The sequence below is a fragment of the Streptomyces sp. NPDC003393 genome (assembly GCF_053589015.1).
In genome coordinates, this window is record NZ_JBSFRB010000021.1 from 116929 (window position 1) to 135756 (window position 18828).

The 18828-nt window shown below is 70.9% G+C and carries 13 protein-coding genes; 3 read left to right on the forward strand and 10 right to left on the reverse strand.

What is annotated here, in order from left to right; genetic code table 11:
- Positions 1-4: 4 nt before the first annotated feature.
- From kdpF to ACWDUZ_RS21370, 10 genes are all read right to left on the reverse strand, one after another.
- Entirely contained in the window at positions 5-94 is a 90-nt protein-coding gene (gene kdpF / locus ACWDUZ_RS21325) for a K(+)-transporting ATPase subunit F (RefSeq protein WP_359630810.1), read from the reverse strand.
- 450 nt (positions 95-544) lie between these two features.
- Complete coding sequence (locus tag ACWDUZ_RS21330; RefSeq protein ID WP_451633354.1) at positions 545-1237, reverse strand: hypothetical protein; 693 nt, start codon at positions 1235-1237, stop codon at positions 545-547.
- A gap of 23 nt (positions 1238-1260) precedes the next feature.
- The gene (locus tag ACWDUZ_RS21335) at positions 1261-3609 is read right to left on the reverse strand and encodes a hypothetical protein (RefSeq protein WP_451633355.1); all 2349 of its coding nucleotides are present in this window, start codon (positions 3607-3609) and stop codon (positions 1261-1263) included.
- Between the two features lie 20 nt (positions 3610-3629).
- A complete protein-coding gene (locus ACWDUZ_RS21340; protein ID WP_451633356.1) occupies positions 3630-4058 on the reverse strand; it encodes a hypothetical protein in 429 nt (142 codons plus the stop codon).
- A gap of 528 nt (positions 4059-4586) precedes the next feature.
- Positions 4587-5879 carry a TIGR02679 family protein gene (locus ACWDUZ_RS21345; RefSeq protein WP_451633357.1) on the reverse strand — a complete coding sequence of 431 codons (1293 nt, stop codon included), beginning with the start codon at positions 5877-5879 and terminating at the stop codon, positions 4587-4589.
- Positions 5876-10018 carry a TIGR02680 family protein gene (locus tag ACWDUZ_RS21350; RefSeq protein WP_451633358.1) on the reverse strand — a complete coding sequence of 1381 codons (4143 nt, stop codon included), beginning with the start codon at positions 10016-10018 and terminating at the stop codon, positions 5876-5878. The genes ACWDUZ_RS21345 and ACWDUZ_RS21350 overlap by 4 nt, the downstream gene beginning before the upstream one ends.
- A 26-nt stretch (positions 10019-10044) precedes the next feature.
- On the reverse strand, positions 10045-11361 hold the full coding sequence (locus ACWDUZ_RS21355) for a TIGR02678 family protein (RefSeq protein ID WP_451633359.1): 1317 nt from the start codon (positions 11359-11361) through the stop codon (positions 10045-10047).
- Complete coding sequence (locus tag ACWDUZ_RS21360) at positions 11358-12905, reverse strand: TIGR02677 family protein (RefSeq protein ID WP_451633360.1); 1548 nt, start codon at positions 12903-12905, stop codon at positions 11358-11360. The genes ACWDUZ_RS21355 and ACWDUZ_RS21360 overlap by 4 nt, the downstream gene beginning before the upstream one ends.
- Positions 12906-13386: 481 nt before the next feature.
- Entirely contained in the window at positions 13387-14718 is a 1332-nt protein-coding gene (locus ACWDUZ_RS21365) for a class I SAM-dependent RNA methyltransferase (RefSeq protein WP_451633361.1), read from the reverse strand.
- Between the two features lie 103 nt (positions 14719-14821).
- The gene (locus ACWDUZ_RS21370; protein ID WP_451633362.1) at positions 14822-16888 is read right to left on the reverse strand and encodes an APC family permease; all 2067 of its coding nucleotides are present in this window, start codon (positions 16886-16888) and stop codon (positions 14822-14824) included.
- A gap of 196 nt (positions 16889-17084) precedes the next feature.
- Between ACWDUZ_RS21370 and ACWDUZ_RS21375 the strand changes: the two genes are divergently transcribed.
- The 3 genes from ACWDUZ_RS21375 (at position 17085) to ACWDUZ_RS21385 (ending at position 18701) form a co-directional block, all read left to right on the forward strand.
- The gene (locus tag ACWDUZ_RS21375; protein WP_451633363.1) at positions 17085-17288 is read left to right on the forward strand and encodes a hypothetical protein; all 204 of its coding nucleotides are present in this window, start codon (positions 17085-17087) and stop codon (positions 17286-17288) included.
- A gap of 64 nt (positions 17289-17352) precedes the next feature.
- Positions 17353-18024, forward strand: coding sequence for a potassium channel family protein (locus tag ACWDUZ_RS21380; RefSeq protein ID WP_451633364.1), 672 nt, complete (start codon positions 17353-17355; stop codon positions 18022-18024).
- Positions 18024-18701, forward strand: coding sequence for a potassium channel family protein (locus tag ACWDUZ_RS21385; protein ID WP_451633365.1), 678 nt, complete (start codon positions 18024-18026; stop codon positions 18699-18701). Before ACWDUZ_RS21380 ends, ACWDUZ_RS21385 begins: the two co-directional genes overlap by 1 nt.
- Positions 18702-18828 lie beyond the last annotated feature (127 nt).

The following is an 18828-nucleotide window of genomic DNA, read 5'->3' on the forward strand; positions in this document are numbered from 1 at the left end:
TGGCTCAGAACCTCTCCGGGAAGATCAGGGCGAGGATGAGATAGCCCAGCAGGGAGACGGCCACAACCAGGCCGACGACGTTCTCGGCGGTCACAGCTTCGTCACCCCCTTGGCGATGACGGCCACCAGCGCGAAACACACGAGCGTGGTGACGACGAAGGCCAGATCGGCCATCGCGCACTCCTGAAGTCAGGACGGAAGGGAACGGACCAGTAGAGGAAAACTCCTCGACGGCCGGATCGCACCGTCCGTTGACGGCTCCCTTACGGCATCCCGGAGCTTCTTGACGGAACTCATACGCCGCTTGTCCTTGGCCGCGACCACGGGCCGGGGTGCGGGTGACCCGCCTCAGCGCGTCCCTCCCCCGCCGCACGGCGCGCCCGGCGAGCCGGACCGGGTCGGAGTCGTGGGCGCGCGAGGTCCACGCCCCTGGAGACGAGGCCCGTGCACCGCGCGTCCGCGGCACACCGCATGCGGCAGGCGGCCCCTCCTCCGGACAGAGGAAGGGCCTCCTGATCATGCTCGTTTCCGCATGCGTCAGCGGTTACGCCGGAGTGAGCACGGGCTTCGCGGGGAGCCCGCCGTTCTTCTCACAGCGCAGTTCCTTGGCCACGGCCAGCGCATAGGAGTGGGCCACGGTCGCGTAGGCGTTCTTCAACGCCTTGATGTCACCCTCGGGTTCCTTCGGCCAGCCCCAGCGCTCGACGCCGATGACGATGTGGGCCGCTTCCGACGAGCCGCCCAATTTTTCACTCCGGCACGCAAAAAAGATGAATGCCTTGTCCGCCGCCGCCACGGTCCGCTCCCCCATCCTCAGCCTGGTGAAGATGGGGGCCGAGGCGCCCGTCGGGGCGCCCTCCTCCAGGTTCCAGGTGATTCTGAGCTGGAATCGCGGCGTCTTGAGGGGGGTGAAAACCTGGCAGGCGTCCATGGTCACGGTGGGGCCCGGGAATGCCTCGACGATGTCCGCCGCCGTCCGAGCGACGGTGTACTCCTTCGAGGACGCCTCGAACCGCGACGACCCCGTGATCACTTTCAGTGCCCTGGACGCGTCGGCGGACATGGCGTGGCCGCCGCAGAGTCGCGTCCCTGCGACGACCTTGTAGTCCTCGGGGAGCCCGTCGTCGTCCTTGTCCCCCCCGCAACCGGTGGCTCCGAGAAACAACGAGCCGGCCACGGCCACGGAGAGAAGCCCCCCGCGTACCGGCCCGCGCTTGATCACTGTCCGCATCCTCATGTCTCCTCGGCCGTCCGCCGGCCTCAGCCGGTCTCCGGGTCATTGCCCTGCTGGTTCTCCCGGTCGTTGCCGACCCCGTAGCCGATCAGCATCGATTCGTGCAGGTCCTCCCTGAACACGCTGTCCTTGCCCACACCGTGCCGCGTCAGGAAATCCTCCATCGGAGACTCGGCCATGCGCTCACCCGCAGAGTAGATCTTGATCCTCTCCTTCGCGTTGAGGTCCTCGACCTTCTCCTTGTGCTCATCCACCGAGTTGTCGGAGATGGTGCCGACCGTCTGGCTGAATACCTGTTCGACAGCACCACTGGCAGTGTCGGTCGCCAGCGGGATGAGTACCGCGGCCGTGCCCACCGCCGCGGTCGCCGGCAGGAAGGCGACGCCCGCCGCCACCCCCGCCGTGGCCCCGAACTCGACCCAGCCCGACCGCTTGGCGACCGCCTTCTCGTAGTCCTCGTGGGTCTTGAGGTTCGTCGCCTCCACCTGGTCGGCCCGGGACTGGTCGAGCATGCCCTGTACCTCGGCGCCCACGCGCACGGTCGCCCTGGCAGCGCCCTCATGAATCTTTCCGTCGGGGTCCACTGCCTCTTCCAGCGCGCTACGGGTGTAGGCCTGCTCCGCCGTCGAGACCGTCGCGTAGGCGTCCGGGTGCTGACCCAGGGTGCTCAGGAAGCCCCGGACGACGCTCCGCCCGTTCCCGTCCGCGGTGTCCGCGAAGTCGAGGTGCCCGTCCGGATTCCTGCCCGGCGCGAACACGCTGTTCGGATCGTTCTTGTCCAGCGCCCAGTTGATGTCGTCGATGTACCCGGCGCCCATGACGCCCAGGCTGTCGGCCATCGCTTCGTGGTGCTTCTTGAGCAGCTCCGGGTCCGCGCTGCACTTCTCCATGACCTTCTGCATGACCGCGGCATTGTCCTCGTCCCGCACCACATGGGGGTCCGGGTCCCCGGCCGGGTAGCCGAGGGTCGCTGCCTCCAGGGCGTGGCCGAGGGCGTCGGGCATGTAGTCGAGCGACGCCTTGTTCTCCTTCTGATCGAGCGAGTTGACGTCGGGAAAGGACTCCCACTTCTCGTCACCGAAGAAGTCGAGGTAATTGTCCATCGCCTCGCCGTCCTTGTTCGTGCCGAGGTTGACCGTGCCGCCGCGGTTGACCGTGCCGTCCTCGTTGTACGCGGTCGGGGGGTCGGTGAAGAACTTCTTCGCCGCGTCCGGACTGTTGCCGAGCGCCTCCAGCATGGCGGTGGCCGGGTCGTAGCCGGGTCCGTTCACGCCGGAGGGGTTGAACGGGTTCTTGAAGGAAGTGTTCACCACCTTGCTGTCGGCGAACATGTCCGGGTCCTTGGCGTGCAGCTGCGCGACGTGTTCGGCGATCGGGTTGAGGAACTTCGCGTCGTAGTTCCCGTACCGCATGATCCCGCCGAGCAGCTGGTATCCGAACGGCCCGCCGTAGTCGTTCTTGGCCAGCGGAATGCGTTCCGTCCCCAACTTGCGCAGCTCCGGACCCCACTTGTCGGTGAATTCCTTGTCGTGGGAGGCGGTGGCCAGGTTGAGTCCGAGGTTCTTCTGCAGCTCCTGGACATCCTTCAGGCGCTCGGGGTCGACCTTGCCGTACTCGTACGTGTCCGTGGAGAGCCGGCCGAAGAACGCGAGCGACTTCTCGGGGCCGAGCTTCTCGTAGAAGTCCTTGGAGAACTCCGCCGACGAACTGTTGTCCCGCAGCAACTCGTTGAGCTGCTGCAATTCGGCGTGTGTGAGGTCACGGCCCTTGGCCGCCAGAGCGGCGGCGCGGGCGGCTTCCTCCTGGTCCAGCTTCGTGTACGTCGGAGCGCTGAAGTCCTTGCGGTCGGTGACGTTGGCCTCGAGGGTGTTCTTCAGGGTGAGATCGGTGTCGTTGCAGTTGTCGACGATGAGGTCGATCCTCTTCTGCCACGACTCGATGTTCCGCCTCTCCTGCCGCAGGAGTTCGCCGTAGTCGGGGTCGTGCCGCGCCGCGGGGATCTCGGACAACGGGTTCCGCGCCGTGACCTTGCCCTTGCCGTCCACGTGGATGCCGGCCGCGGGCCCCTCGTGGTCCCGGATGCCGACCAGGTCGTCCTTGGCCTTCTTGATGGCCGTGTAACCCTCTTCCAGGATCAGCTTCACGCCCTTGGCCTCGGCCGCGGCGTCCGCGAACTCTTTGGCCGTCTTGTCGATGAACGCCCTGGTGACCCCTGCGTTGACGCCCTCCCAGGCCGCTCTGTCCGCCTTCGCCTTCATCCCGTCGGCGGCGTCGGTGGCGAGCTTGTCCAGCTTCCCGGCCATCTCCGCCCAGTCGTCGACGGCGGCCTTCAGCTTCGTCACCGGGGCGTCGATGATGTCCTCGTACTTCAGCATGTCGCACGCTCCCCCGAGCCCTACTTCATGTATTCCGTGAGCACGGAGATCCGCGTCAGGTCTCCTGCGATCTTCGCCTCGTCCTTGGCGTGCCGGGCCTTGCTGTAATCGAGGTGGTTCGAGATCTGCGCGCAGGCGTCCAGCAGTGTCTCCAGGTGCGTCTGCCAGAAGTCGTGCACCTTCAGCACGGCCGAACCGCTCACGAAGTTCCCGTTGGTCAGCGCCGTCGCCGCGTCGAACGTGGAGGCACGGGCGATGTCGCCCTCCTTCCCCAGCCGGCCCAGCAGGTCGTACGCGTCACTGCCGATGGCGCCGAGGTCGTCCCGATGGACCACCAGGTCCCCGACGCCACCACCTCCGCCGCCGTCGGCCGGAACGCTGTCGATCCGCAGGGCGGCCCGTTCGGCCGCCGCCGCGCGCAGCTCGGCCCATTCTTGCTCGAACGTCATGAATTCCCCCAAGTTCGTCCGGCAGACCGCTCCACCGTACCCGCGCGGCCACCGACCTGATCACCAGCTCTTGTATCACCATCAGCCCTGGTGCGCCCGGTAGTTGCCTAGGAGCCCGGACGACAATGACCCGATTTCGACAGGCTCACGCCCCGTAGAACCGGCCGGTCCGCCTGCCTGTGCCTGGCTGTAGTTCTCCGGTGATCGAGCCGCTCGCCCGGCCCGCCGCCATATTCCTCGCCGACACCGGGCTCCACGGTCCCGAATACGCCATCGACGCCGTCCTCGCCTCGACCGCACACTTCCCGCCGACCTTGATGGGGAGAGGCAGGGCCGACGAGGTAGCCACCCGGACTCGCGACCCACAGGTCAGCGACCCTTTTCGACAGGCTCCAGAATCGCCACGCACTCCACGTGATGCGTCATCGAAATGACGTCACATGAAAAGCGAGACGAACAATTGCAGGTCAGCGTGTGTCTGCGGCCGCTCCGAATGGCCACTCGGCCACCTGGGGCGTCAAAGGAGCGTCACGACCGACCAGGGCGACGCCTCTGCTGAGCCGTACCGGCGAGATCTTTCAACAACACTTCCGCCACCAGTTCCTCGACCACGGCGATGCCGTGCTCCGCCATGGCCTCGGCCAGGTCGAGATCCCAGGGCGCTTCGGTGATGCGTCCCGGCTGAGGACCGCGTGGGTTGAGGGCGACCGCGGCACGATAGTCCGCTGCCGTCATGCGCCAGGGACGCGCCGGCGTCTTGTCCAGGACGTAGGCGGCGATGCGGACGCCTTCTCCGTCGAAGTCGCCGTGGTAGCGAAGAACCGCGCCGTGGTCCGCGAGCATGCGCAGGAGCTGGACAGCGGCGCTGTTGGGCCAGCCGGACGTACAGACGAGCGGCGGGCAGCAGGGCCCGAAGCGGCGTAGGGCCAGTGCCAGGACACTGGGGTTCTCCACGACGTGGACGACGGGTACGGAAGCCTCGGCAAGGATGAACTCGCCCGGGTACCGGACGTGGGCGAGGGTCAGACAGGCGGCCTGGCCGGCCTCCGCGCACGCCGTGGCCACCCGGGCGAGCAGTCCGTCGCCGGCCGGGCGAAGACCGCCGACGAGGACGGTGGCGGACAGCTCGTCGTCGGCGACTCCGGCGCGGGTCCACAGGGCGCGCCGCTGCGCGGCGGACTGCGGAGGGGCGGTGTCGTACAGGGTCGCCAGGGCGCGCAGGACGAGTGCGGACAGGGGGGTGCCGTCGTCGAGTGCGTGCGTCCGGCCGCTCAGGACCCGGGCGGCGAAGACGGGCAGGGGCTCTGCCTGGCCGGGCAGTTCGGCGAGCACCTCGAGCGCGTCCGTGAGCAGCGTACGGGTGTGCTCCACCGAGCCGGCGACCACGCCGGCTGCCCGGCAGGTGGCGGCCCAGTCGGAGAGCGCCGGCTGGGCCCTGACCGTCTCGTGCTCGGCCAGCCAGGTCCACAGCTCGGCTCGCTCGTCCCTCTGGCGGCGCCGCTCACCGGCTCTGTCGCCGAGAGGGCCGACCAGTTCGCGGACGATTTCTCGTACTGTGCGGCCGGAGAGTTCGGTGACGGCCTCCTCCAGGCGGGTCAGGGGAACGGAGGGACGCGCGTCCGGCAGACGGTCGAGGCCCAGGAGGTCGGCGAGCGCCTCGCGCTGGGTGTCGTCGAGCGGTCCGAGGCGCACCCGTGTGACGGGGCGGCCGGAGGAGAGGCGGCTGTGGAGCGTGTCCCAGAGAGGGCGGAGTTCCGGGCGGCGCAGGGTGGCCTCGCCCGGGGCCGGTTCCGTGGGGCTCGTCGCTTCGGTGGCGGTCACTCCACCTCCAGGTCGACGCCGTTCCAGACGAAGCGGGCGCTGGTGACCGCGTCGTCGTCCCCGCCGGTGAGGAGTTGGTGGACTGCGATGCCGGGCAGTTCGCCGTAGGTGCACCATTCGTGGTCGGAGGTGACCATGAGGTCCAGGTCGAGGGCGGTGAGCAGCGCGAAGACCTGTCCGCGGTTGACCGTGTCGACTCCGACGAAGACCTCGTCCAGCAAAATCGGCCGGGGTGCCAGGGGCACCGCCTCGTAGTGGGCGGCGACGGCGGCGAAGAGGGGCAGGTGCAGTGCGATGGCCTTCTCTCCGCCGGAGAGCGCGCCGTGCAGCTTCTTGGTCAGCGGCTGCCAGCCGGTCCCGTTCGCCCGGTCGAGGCGGACGGTGAAGCGGTGCCAGGCGGTGTAGTCGAGCACCTCACCGAGCTGTTCCTCCCAGCTCGCGGCCGTCTCACTGCCCTTGGCCTCCTCGATGCGGGCGCGGAAGAAGACGTGCAGCGCCTCCCGGTCGCTCTCGGTGACCCGGCCGGGGTCCTTGAGCAGCAGCTGACGGGCGGTGCGGGTGCTGTCCGGAAGGTCCGGGCGGACGTCCCAGACGAGTTGGACGGCGACGTTGGAGGCGGTGCGGACCCGCTCCAGGTGCCCGTTCATGCGGTCGACGAGTTCGCCGGCCTGGCGGATGCGGGCCGCGAGGTGGCGGCGGATGTCGCCGGTGAGGATCTGGTCGAACAGGTGCCGTTCGGCGGCCGTGATGTCGTCCCGGCTGCGGTCCCGCTCCTGGGTGAGCGTGCCGAGCAGACCCGTCGCCCCCACGCGTACGCCGTCCAGGGTGGCGGTGAAGAGCTGGATGTCGTCGTCCGGTTCCAGGTCCAGGTCGGCACGGGTGCCGAGGCGCTGGCGGGCCTCGTGGACTGCTTCGGACAGGCGGGTCGCGGCGTCGCCCAGGTTGCGTGGGGCATGCGGGAGGTCCGGCCACTTCGCCGCTGTGGCGCGGGCAGCCTCCAGGGTGACCTTGGTGCCGCCCCCGGCGTCGAGTACCGGTGGGATGCCGGCGTCCTCGGCCAGTCCAGCCAGAGACAGGTGCTGGAACCGGCGCGCCGCTGCGTCCCTGGTCGCGAGGGCCTGTTCCCGTCGTTCGGCGTCCTGGCCGCTGGTGGCACGCAGTCCTCCGACCTGTCCTTCCAGGCGTAGCAGGAGTTCGGCGGCCCGGCCGGCCTCCTCACGGCAGCGGCGCAGCTCGGCGCGCGCCTCGGCGAGGCGTGCGACGATCTGCCGGTAGTCCGCGCCGACGGTGGCTTCCACTGCCTCCAGGCGCGCTGTCAGCCCCGTTGCCTCCGCTTCGGTGGCGGCCGCTTCCTCGGCGCGTTCCTCTGCGGTCCGGCGCGATCGGTCCGCCTGGGCGGCCCGCTGGCGGGCCCGGTCGGTGGCGGCGGTCGCGGCGAGCCGGGCGTCCACCCAGCTGTCGGCGGTGTCCCGGAACCTGTCGATGGCGTCGGAGAGCGTACGCAACCGGGCGCGGTCGGTGGGCAGTCCGTGTTCGGCGGCTCGGCGGTCGAGCGTGCGCAGCGCGACCGCCACTTCCCTCTCGCACCGCGCCAGTCGTCCGGCGACGTCACGCACGGCGTCGTCCCGAGCCGCCACGGTGTCCTCCGCGCGGTCCCGGTCACGCCGCCGGCCGTCGAGTTCCCGGTGGTCGGGTCGGGCGGCGCGGTCGGCGTCCAGCCGGGCGCGGCGGTCCGCGAGGCCGCGCAGCCGGTCGTCGAGTACGGCGAGGGAGGCGTTCGTCTCGCCGATACGGTCGGTCAGTTCGCCGATCACGCGCTGCCGGGCGCGCTGGCGTGCCAGGGCGCCGATGTGGGCCGGCTCCGGTTTGCTCCAGGTGCCGGTGGCGAGCGCGAGACGCCAGGCGCCGTCGGCGGAGACGGCTGCGGGGTGCCCGCCCGGCAGAGTCGGGCCGTAGGCGATGCCTGCGAGGATGCGGGTCACGGTGTCTGCCGGGACGGGGGTGTCCTCCTCGGGCCTCAGCAACTCCAGCAGGCTGGGCTCCGGGGCGGTCGCGGCCAGGGCGGCCTCGGCGCGCGTGTCGTGACCCGGCAGCGTGATTCCGTCGTAGGGACTGACCCAGGCGTCCAGGAGACCCGACGCCTCCAGTGCGGCCTCCACCGCGGCCTGAACGGGGAGCGGGACCCCTTCCCTGAAAGCGACCAATCGCCACAGGGGGGCGCCCGCCGTCGCCGTACGGACGGCGGTACGGGTGGGCGGTGGCGCTGGCGGCAGGTCGGTTTCACCGCTCAGCCGTCGTAGCTCCTCCTCCAGCCGGCTCCGCTCGTCCCGCAGACCCTGGCGTGCGGCCCGGGTGGTGGCCTCCGCCGTGGCGATCTCCTGTTCCAGTGGGCGTGCGGCGGCATCGGTCAGGGCCGTCACCGCGGCCTCCGCCGCTGCTGCGGCAGCGAGTCGGTCGAGGTCGGTGATGCGCAGTTCCGTACAGTCATGGGCCCAGGCGAGCAGGCGTTCCACCTGTGCGGCGAGGGCGTCGTCCCAGGCGGCGGACGCCTCGTCCCGCCGGGCGATCGCCTCCGCGAGACGGGTGCGGGCCTCCTCCAGCAGTTCCTCGGCGGCGCCGCGGTCGCGTACGGCGCGATCGTGGCCGTCGATCGCCTCGGTGACGAGGGTGACCTGTTGCCGTCGGGCGGTGTCCGCACCGCGCACCAGTCGACGGGCCTGTCGCGCTCCGTTCCCGGCCGTTGTGCGCGGGACGCCGCCCTGGTCGCGTCCCGGGGTGCGGGGGAGGGCCACCGCGGGCTCCGCCGCGTCGAGGACCGTCCTCACCTCGTGGTGGATGGACTCCAGCCCTGCTGCCCGAGCCGCCCGGTGTGCTTCCCCGGCGGCTTCGCGCGCGTGCTCGCCCAGGGTGCGGGCCTGGTCCGCCGCCTCCTCGGTGTGCCGCTGGTCCTCCTCCGACCGGGCCTGAGCGGCCTGCGCGGCGGATCGCTGCCTCCCGGCGGCGGCTGCCACGTCTTCGGCGCGGCGGCGGAGCCGGTCGAGTTCCTCGCCCTGCCGGTACGCGTCGCTCTCGCGCAGGCCCTCGACGGTCTCGTCCAGCGCGTGCGCGCGCAACTCCAGTTCCTCGCGCCGGGCCTGGGTCGACCGGCGTTCCGCCAGCGCCTGTTCGAGTTCCTCGGCGCTCTGGCGGGCGACGCGGGTGAGGTTGTCCAGTTCGGTCGTGGCCGAGATGAGCGCGGCGGAACCCGCGCGCAGGACCCGCCGCGCGTAGGCACGCTGCCGGGACGAGACGGTCTCGGCGGCCGTCACCTCGTCGTCCAGCCGCTTGAGGTGTTCGCGCTGCCGGTCGAGCCGCTCGAAGCCCTCGGCGAGTTCGGCGATCTCCGCATCGCCCAGCGGGGGCAGGGCGCGGGAGAGCAGGGTGGAGAGCAGGGACGGGTCGAGCCGCTCCGACAGTTTGGGCTGACGCAGCTGGAGCAGCGCGGACAGCAGCGACTCGTAGCGTTGCTCCCCCATCCCCGCGAAGAGTTCACGCCGTACGGCGGTGCGATAGTCGCTGGCCGAGGCATGGACATCGCCTCGGTCGCGCAGGGCTTCGGCGAGGGCGGCCCGGGTCAGTGGCTGTCCCGCGTCGTTGACGAGGAGCACACCGTCAGGGTGGGCGATTCTGGAGCCGGTGGTGAAGTAGTCGGCGTGCACCGTGCTGGTGTGCACGCTGGCCTGCAGGCGCGCCCCGCAGCCGAACCACCGCTCGGTGCCGTCGTCGCCGACGCGGCGGAACTCCATCCACGCGTATCCGACGCGGGTCTTGCCGGAGGCGCCCTCGCCCAGCAGGTTCCAGTGCATGGTGCGTTCCGAACCGCCGAACGTTGAGAGGCGGTTGGGGCGGAGGCTGGCGTCGAAGAGGAACGGCAGCAGCAGTTCCAGGGCCTTGGACTTGCCAGAGCCGTTCTGCCCGCGGAGCAGCAGGCGGCCTTGGTGGAAGGTGAACGTCTCGTCGTAGTAGCGCCAGACGTTGAGGATGCCGGCGCGGTGGGGCTGCCAACGGCTGCCGGCGGCGTCCGCCGCTCGGGCGGCCCCTGCCGGAGCGGGTTCGGTGGGCACCGGCCGCCGGGGGAAGGGAAGCTCTGTCACGCTCACTGCTCGTCTCCTTCTTCCACGTCGCCCTAGGCAGCCGTGCCGCCTGCGGCCCGGGGGGAGGTGGCGTCCCCTCCCGGTTCGGGCTTGTCGTCCCGGTTCGCGCTCGTCGTCTCCGTCAGGCGGTAGCGGTATGCGGCAGGGCACGCGACGACGCGCCCCCCGGTATGGCGGGCCAGGCCGACGTCACGCAGGACGCGTACGGCGTCGTCGGACAGCCGGGCCGCGCCGTCCTCGGACTGGTACGCCCTGGCCCATCGCGGGAAGCGCCGCAGCAGGTCCGCTCCGGCCTCGGCCAGCTGCTCGGGCAGCAGCCCGGCGGGCGCGGCGCACAGCGGCTCCAGGAGGAGCAGCGCGGCGACCCGGGCGGTGGACGTGTCGTCGGGAAAGCGGACGTCGGTGGCGAGGCCGTCCGGGTCCACGAGCAGGAAGCCCTCGGCTCGTTCCTCCAGCAGGAAACCGGCCTGCTCGACCGAGCGGCGCAGGATCTGGCGTCCGGTCAGGGAGGTGACGTACGCCAGTTCGTCGTCGGTGAGGTCCGTCCGGTACAGCACGGGGTCGTCGAAGAGGCGGCGCAGCACCGAGTGGCGCAGTTTCAGGTTGCGTTGCGCGTCGGTGGCGGCCCGCTCGCCGTGCACCTCGTCCACCGTGCCGTCGGCGACCGCGCCGCCGTAACGGCGCTCACGCACCAGACCGGTGAGGAGTTCCCCGAACCGCGCGGGCACCTCGTCCGGGGGTACGGCGAGCCGGGAAGCGCCGACGGGCGCGGCGGGCAGCCGCATCAGCAGTGTGGTGTCCACCCGGTAGAGGACCTTCGCCTCGGCGGACTCGATGTACGCCTCGGTGGTCCCGTCGACGGCACGCAGCACGTCGTACGACTCCAGCAGTTTCAGGACGTCGACGAACGCCATTCGCTCCGGCTTGTGCACCGGGTCGAACGCGGCCAGCACCCGGTCGGCCGACGTGGCCTGCACGACCCGGTCGGCGAGCATGCCGATGGTCGTCATCGGCATGGACAGCAGCTCGGCGGCGGTCACGCACAGCAGCACGTAGTGCCGGCGGCCGAACGGGGCCCGGCCGGAACGCGCCCGGCGGGCCGGCCGGGAGCCGTCCGGGTCGGCCCGGACCTTGGTGAGGCGGGCGTAGCCGCGGCGCGGTTCCACCACCAGGCTCCAGCCGCAGGTGTAGTCGAACCACTGGGCCAGCGGCTCGCGACGGCGGCGTACCAGTTCGAAGCCCGCCGGATCGGTGGCCTCGGTCAGCAGGGGCCGGGCCAGCAGGAGACGGATCGCGCGGGCGACCTGCTCCCGTTCCGCGGCGGCGAGTTGGTTGGCGAGGGTGCTCATCCGGCTGCCTCCCGCCGCGCGGCGCCCGGCCGTGGGCTCACTGCGCCGGCCGCAGTGATGAGCACCACGTAGTCCGGTCCGGCGAATGTGCCCTTCGTCGTGCGCAGTACGGCGGTGCGTTCGTCGGGAGGTGGGGACAGCGCGATCTCCACCCGGCCGTCGCCCGTCATGGCGCGCCGCGAGCCGGTCGCGTCCGGTCGGGCGGCCAGGGCCCGGCCCACCAGGTCCAGCAGCCGCTCGAAGACGGCGGGATCCAGGGTGCCGAAGGAGGACAGGCGCACGGGGCCGTCCGTCTCCAGCACCTCCCAGGCACGCGCGAGTTGCGCCCGCTCCGTACGGGCCCCTTCCGCGCGCTCGGCCCTGACCGCCGTGACGTCCCGCACCCTGGCCGTGCGGGTGAAGCGCTCCGTCCGTCCGCTGGTCCGCAGCAGCGCTGACACCTCCACGGGTGGGGCCTCGGACCAAGCACGGGACGACGGGATCAACTCCGGGTCCGGGTGGGCAAGGTGGGCGTGGCGCGCCGGGCCGAGTCCGAAGGCCGCCGACCACAGCCGGTGCAGGTCCTCCTCCGCGGGGGCCGCGGCGAACCAGCGCGCCAGCTCCCGGAAGTCTTGTACAGCGCTGGAGGAGCGGCGCCGTGACTCGTTGATCCGCTCCAGGACCTGCAGCAGCGAGACGATGGCGCGCCGGGCGATGTCGTGCAGCTGCTCGATCCGGGGCCGTGCCCCGTCGTCCGGCAGGAACCACGCCCTCAGGCCCGCCCAGCGCGCCCGCCGGCTCTCCAGCCAGCCGGCCGCGGGATGCTCACCGGCGACCGGGGGCAGTTCGGCCCCGCGGAGAGCCCGCTCGCGCAGCACGGCGGTCCCCCGCTCCTCCACCCGGGCCACGGCTGCGGCGACCGCCTGTCCGCGCCGGTCCAGGTTGACCAGGAACTCCTGGAGATAGGCGACGGTGGCGGCCTTGACCTCGCGGAACACCTCCAGGTCCGCGCCTTCGGCACGCAGGAGGCGCTGCAATTCGCCGTTGAACGCTTTGGTGTTCTCCACCAGGGCTTCCAGATGCGCCTCCAGCTCGCGCAGCGTGCTGAAGATCCGCCGGTCGGCGGAGGCGGGTTCGCCGGACAGCAGGCACAGGTCGTCCAGTCGGTCGGCGATGGCCTCCAGCACGGCCGTCTGCAACGCCCCCGTGGAGGCCAGCACCTCCAGCGCGTGCCGCACTCCGGCGAGAGCCGCCTCGCCCCGGCGGGTCAGCGAGTACTGGAGGTTGCGCCGCTCGTACTCCTCGGCCGTGCGGTAGTTCTCCGCGTGGTTGTGTACGACGTCGAGGAGCTCCCACTTCACGAGCCGGGCGAGCGCGTCGTGCAGTTCCCCGTCGTCGACGTCCGCCACCCAGCCCACCAGACGCAGTCGCTCGCGCACCGCGTCGACCCCCAGCGTGGTTTCGAGGTGCTCGCCGGCCACGCCGAAGGCGTCCAGCACCGCCCCGTACAAGTCGGCCTTCTCCCCCGTCGTGAACCGGAACATCTCCGGTGGCACCCTGCGCACGCCTGTCGTCCCTCCCCACGCCCTGGCGGCATCGGCGACCTCCACCGTAGAGGGTGACACCGACATCACGGGCCGTGCCCCGGAAGAGGGGTGTGCGCCCTTCGACACAACATCAACCACCCTGGCCGAAGCCGCATAGCCCGTGTCCAAGATTCCGGGTCGAGGCCCGGTCGCTGCTCACGGCCACCTGTGCCCCCTTGCCGAGACGCCGGAGCGGTTCCGTCGGCATCAGCGCGGTGCACAACTTGGGCTCGATGGCCGACGAGCGCCATGACGCTCCGCCAGATTCAGCGTCAAACGAGCGTCAAGACGCTTCCTTGACCGCGCTCGCGTAGGAGAGAAGAGACGCGCCCGACTGGCGCCCCGATACACGGAGCCGGGTGACACAGGGCGCGAGCCCAGAACGGGCTCCACACGATGAACTTCGAAAAACAGGTCGAGCACACCTTGACCCACCCGAACACTAGGATGAATACGCAGGTCAGAGGTTCTGTCCGCCAGGCTCCAGGATCGCCACGCACTCCACGTGATGCGTCATCGGAAAGAGGTCGAACACCCGGAGCGTCCGCACCCGGTAGCCGCCCTCGCGGAAGTACGCCAGGTCGCGGGCGAGGGCGGCCGGGTCGCAGGCGACGTACGCGATGCGGCGGGCGCCGAGGGCGGAGAGGTGGGAGACGGTGTCGCGGCCCGCGCCGGAGCGGGGCGGGTCCAGGACGATCAGGTCGGCCTCGGTGATGCCGGTGCGGGGCAGGACGGACTCGACCTTGCCCTGTTCGATGCGGACGCGGGGGAAGTCGGCGAGGTTGTGCCGGGCGTCCTCCACCGCGCGCTTGCCGGACTCGATGCCGAGGACCGCGCCCTTGTCGCCGAGGCGGTCGGCCAGGGCCCCCGCGAACAGGCCCACGCCGCAGTACAGGTCCAGGGCCGTCTCGCCCTTGCGGGGCAGCAGGCCCTGCATGACCGCCGTCACAAGGGTGTCCGCCGCCTTGGGGTGGACCTGCCAGAAACCGCCGCCGCCCACGCGGTGGGTGCGGCCGTCGGCGCGCTCGCGGACGAAGGGGCGGCCGTGCACGCGGTGGACACCGCCGGACTTCTCGTCGACACGGAGGACGGAGACCGGCTTGTCCAGTTCCACCAGGGGGAGGCGAGCGCCCGGACGCGGGGTGAGGACGACCTGCCGGTCCTGCGAGCCGGTCGCGGCGATCGCCTCGACCGTCTCCATGCCCGTCCAGTCACGCCGCTCGATGCCCAGTTCGCTGACCCCCTCGGCCGCGATCAGACAGTGCTCGATGGGCTCTACCTCGTGCGAGCGGTGGTGGCGCAGCCCGGCCTTGCCGGTGGCCGGGTCGACCGCGTACTGCACACGGGTCCGCCACTGCGGGACCTGCCCGGCGGGCAGCTTGTCGCCCTCGGCGGGCATCACGGTGCCGTCCCAGCCGGCCTCCTCCGGCGTGAGGCCCGCCAGGCGCTTCAGCTGTTCGGCGACGACCTCGCCCTTGAGGCGGCGCTGGGCGCCCGGCTTGGCGTGCTGCCAGTCGCAGCCGCCGCAGCGGCCGGGGCCGGCGTAGGGGCAGGGGGCTTCGATACGGTCCTTGGAGGGCTCCAGGATCCGTACGGCGTCGGCACGAAGGAACCGCGCGCCCTCCTCACCCTCGGTCACGCGTGCCACGACCCGTTCGCCGGGCAGCGTGTGCCGGACGAACAGCACCTGGCCCTCGGAGGTCCGGGCGATGCAGTGACCGCCGTGGGCGACGGGGCCGATCTCGACCTCGTACTCCTCCCCCACCAGCGACTTCTTCGGTTCTGCGGGCATGGTGGGGTGACTCCAGATCGAGATCGCGGACGGGGGCGGCCCGGCGAGGGGGCCGACAACAGCCCACCAGTCTACGGCCTCGCCGCTCCCGCCCCGGCCCGCCTCAGTCCTCGCCCGAGGGGGCCGAAGGCACCGACGGCTCCTTGGGGCGCTCCAGCGCCGGTCCGCGGCGGACCGCACCCGGGGCGTTCCAGTCCTGCCGCTTGCGTGCGCGGGCCTTGGCGGCCTCGGAGGAGGCCAGCTGGTAGGGCACGGAGGTCACCATGACGCCCGGCGTGAACAGCAGCCGGCCCTTCAGGCGCAGGGCGCTCTGGTTGTGCAGCAGGTGCTCGTACCAGTGGCCGACGACGTACTCAGGGATGATCACCGAGACCGCGTCGCGCGGTGACCGGCTGCGCAGACTCTTCACGTACTCTATGACCGGCCGCGTGACCTCGCGGTACGGGGAGTCGAGCACCTTCAGCGGTACGTCGATGCCGCGCCGCTCCCACTCCTCGCGCAGCGCCTTCGTCTCCGCCGGGTCGACGTTGACGGTGAGCGCCTCCAGGGTGTCCGAGCGCATCAGCTTGGCGTACGCCAGCGCCCTCAGGGTGGGGCGGTGGATCTTGGAGATCAGGACGACGGAGTGGACGCGGGAGGGGCGGACGCTGTCGTCGGACGGGCCCTCCGGCGCGGCGATCTCCGCGGAGACTCGGTCGTAGTGCTTGCGGATGGCCGTCATCGTCGCGAAGAAGATGCACATGCCGAGCAGGGCCACCCAGGCGCCGTGCGTGAACTTGGTGAGGAGGACGACGATCAGCACCAGGCCGGTGAGGCAGGCGCCGAAGGCGTTGATGGCGCGCGACCGGATCATGTGGCGCCGCTTGGCCTGCTCCTTCTCGGTGGCCAGGTGGCGGTTCCAGTGCCGGACCATGCCGATCTGGCTGAGCGTGAAGGACACGAACACACCGACGATGTACAGCTGGATCAGCCGGGTGGAGTCGGCTCCGTAGACGACCGTGAGCAGCGTGGCGGCGCCCGCGAGCAGCACGATGCCGTTGGAGAACGCCAAGCGGTCGCCGCGGGTGTGCAGCTGGCGGGGCAGGTAGCGGTCCTGGGCGAGGATCGAGCCGAGGAGGGGGAAGCCGTTGTACGCCGTGTTCGCGGCGAGGAACAGCACCAGGGCGGTGGCGGCGGCCAGGACGACGAAGAGGAAGCTGCCCTTGCCGAACACCGCCTCGGCGACCTGGGAGATCACCGGGTTCTGGACGTAGCCGGAACCGACCGGGACGCCGTTGTGGAGCAGGTCGGTGGCCGGGCTCTCGGCCATGCGGACCTTCGTCGACGCGGCCAGCACGATGATGCCGCAGAACATCGTCACGGCCAGCAGGCCCATCATCGCCAGCGTGGTCGCCGCGTTCTTCGACTTGGGTTTGCGGAAGGCCGGGACGCCGTTGGAGATCGCCTCGACACCGGTGAGCGCGGCACAGCCGGAGGAGAAGGCGCGCAGGAGCAGGAAGACCAACGCGAATCCCGCGAGCCCCTGGTGTTCGGCCTTGATGTGGTAGTCCGCCGTCGGCGCTCGCATGGTGTCGCCGAGGACCAGTCCGCGGAACGCGCCCCACAGGATCATGATGAAGACGCCGACGACGAAGACGTACGTCGGGATGGCGAACAGCGTGCCCGACTCCTTGACTCCGCGCAGGTTCATCAGTGTCAGGAGCACGATCACGATGACCGCGCACAGCACCTTGTGCTGGACCACGAACGGGACCGCGGAGCCGAGGTTCTCGATGCCGGAGGAGATCGACACGGCCACGGTCATGACGTAGTCGACGAGCAGGGCGCTGGCCACCGTCAGGCCCGCCTTGGGACCGAGGTTGGTGGTCGCCACCTCGTAGTCGCCGCCGCCGCTGGGGTAGGCGTGCACGTTCTGCCGGTAGGAAGCCACCACCGTGAACATCAGCACGACCACCGCGACCGCGATCCACGGGCTGAAGTGGTACGCCGACAGGCCCGCGATGGACAGGACCAGCAGCACCTCCCCCGGCGCGTACGCCACGGAGGACAGCGGGTCGGAAGCGAAGACGGGGAGTGCGACGCGCTTCGGCAGAAGGGTCTCCCCGAGCCGGTCGCTGCGCAGTGCGCGCCCGATCAGAATCCGTTTGGGCACGTCGGTCAGTTTGGACACAACAGAGGATCGTAAGCCTTCGAACAGGAGGTCGCCCACCTGCCACCCCAGATCTGCCTCACGAGTGAAATCGGAGGCCGCGGACGTCACGGATTCCGCAGGTGAGGGCGTTGCCGTGCCGAGATGACGGAACTTGACCGAACTCCGCTGATTGCGGCCCGTTCGACCGCCCCCCGCTCGACCCGTCGGAGGTCCCATGCCCCCGACCGCGGGGCTGATCGGCGCCGCCGCGATGCTGCTCGGCCTCGGAATCCTCACCCTGTGCAGCGTGCGCAGCATCACCCGGCGTCCGCCCGTCGAGGTGGAGCAGGCACCTCGCCCGGGGCCGCTCGAGCGGTCGGCGCCGCCATCCGTCCGGGATCCGGCCGGGGGGTGCCGGGCCCGCACCGCGCATGTGTAGCTTGTCCCTCTGTCTGAGACCCTGATGGGGCTGAGAAGTAGCTGTTGACACCGGAAGGACGGTCGTGCACATCGTCATCATGGGCTGCGGGAGAGTGGGTTCCGCTCTCGCCCAGGCCCTGGAGCAACAGGGGCACACGGTCGCCGTGATCGACCAGGACCCCACCGCCTTCCGTCGACTGGGTCCCGGGTTCGGCGGTCGCCGGGTCACCGGGATCGGCTTCGACCGGGACACCCTGCGCGAGGCGGGCATCGAGGAGGCGGGCGCCTTCGCCGCCGTCTCCAGCGGCGACAACTCCAACATCATCTCCGCTCGGGTGGCCCGGGAGATGTTCGGAGTGGAGAACGTCGCGGCCCGGATCTACGACCCCCGCCGCGCCGAGGTCTACCAGCGCCTGGGCATCCCGACCGTGGCCACGGTCCGCTGGACCGCCGACCAGATGCTGCGCCGGCTGCTGCCCTCGGGCGCGGAGCCGCTGTGGCGCGACCCCACGGGCGGGGTCCAGCTCGCCGAGGTGCACACCTCCTCGAAGTGGGTCGGCCACAAGATCAGCAGGCTTCAGGAGGAGACGGGCGTCCGGGTGGCGTTCCTGACCCGCCTGGGCGAGGCGATCCTGCCGTCCTCGCAGACGGTGCTGCAGGAGGGTGACCTCGTGCACGTGATGATGCGGACCGACGACGTGGAGAAGGTCGAGGCGACGTTCGCCGAAGGCCCCGAAGAGGAGAGCGGTCACTGATGAGGGTCGCCATTGCCGGTGCCGGCGCGGTCGGTCGCTCGATCGCCGGTGAGCTGCTGGAGAACGGTCACGAGGTCCTTCTCGTCGACAAGGCGCCGACCGCGATCTCGGTCGAGCGGGTCCCGCAGGCCGAGTGGCTGCTGGCCGACGCCTGCGAGATCACCTCGCTGGACGAGGCGGCGCTGCAGCGCTGCAACGTCGTCATCGCCGCGACGGGCGACGACAAGGTGAACCTGGTCGTCTCCCTGCTGGCGAAGACGGAGTACGGCGTGCCGCGCGTCGTGGCCCGGGTGAACAACCCGAAGAACGAGTGGCTGTTCAACGAGGCGTGGGGCGTGGACGTCGCCGTGTCCACTCCGCGTCTGATGTCGGCCCTGGTCGAGGAGGCGGTGAGCGTCGGCGACCTGGTGCGCCTGCTCCGCTTCAGCCACGGCGACGCCAACCTGGTGGAGCTGACCCTGCCGGAGGAGTCGGCGCTGGCCGGCACGCAGGTCGGCGATGTCCAGTGGCCCCAGGACACGTCGCTGGTCACCATCATCCGCGGCAATCGCGTCCTCACCCCGTCCCAGGAGGACTCCCTGGAGGTGGGTGACGAGCTGCTGTTCGTGGCCGCGCAGGCCCGCGAGGGGCAGCTGGAGGACCTGCTGTCGGTGCGGCGGGAGGACGCCGAGCACTGAGTCCGCCAGGTTGTGGCGAACTCAGGAACGACAGCGAAGGGGCGCCCGGAGATCTCCGGGCGCCCCCTGCCTGTACAGCGCTGACCGTGGCGCGGCGTGAGGGGGGCGGAGCGGACGCGCGAGCGCC

What these genes read in the sequence shown, in the direction of transcription:
- ACWDUZ_RS21330 (WP_451633354.1), bottom strand. Translation starts at nt 1,237, where the DNA reads ATGAGGATGCGGACAGTGATCAAGCGCGGGCCGGTACGCGGGGGGCTT.
- ACWDUZ_RS21335 (WP_451633355.1), bottom strand. Translation starts at nt 3,609, where the DNA reads ATGCTGAAGTACGAGGACATCATCGACGCCCCGGTGACGAAGCTGAAG.
- ACWDUZ_RS21340 (WP_451633356.1), bottom strand. Translation starts at nt 4,058, where the DNA reads ATGACGTTCGAGCAAGAATGGGCCGAGCTGCGCGCGGCGGCGGCCGAA.
- ACWDUZ_RS21355 (WP_451633359.1), bottom strand. Translation starts at nt 11,361, where the DNA reads ATGAGCACCCTCGCCAACCAACTCGCCGCCGCGGAACGGGAGCAGGTC.
- ACWDUZ_RS21365 (WP_451633361.1), bottom strand. Translation starts at nt 14,718, where the DNA reads ATGCCCGCAGAACCGAAGAAGTCGCTGGTGGGGGAGGAGTACGAGGTC.
- ACWDUZ_RS21375 (WP_451633363.1), top strand. Translation starts at nt 17,085, where the DNA reads ATGCCCCCGACCGCGGGGCTGATCGGCGCCGCCGCGATGCTGCTCGGC.
- ACWDUZ_RS21385 (WP_451633365.1), top strand. Translation starts at nt 18,024, where the DNA reads ATGAGGGTCGCCATTGCCGGTGCCGGCGCGGTCGGTCGCTCGATCGCC.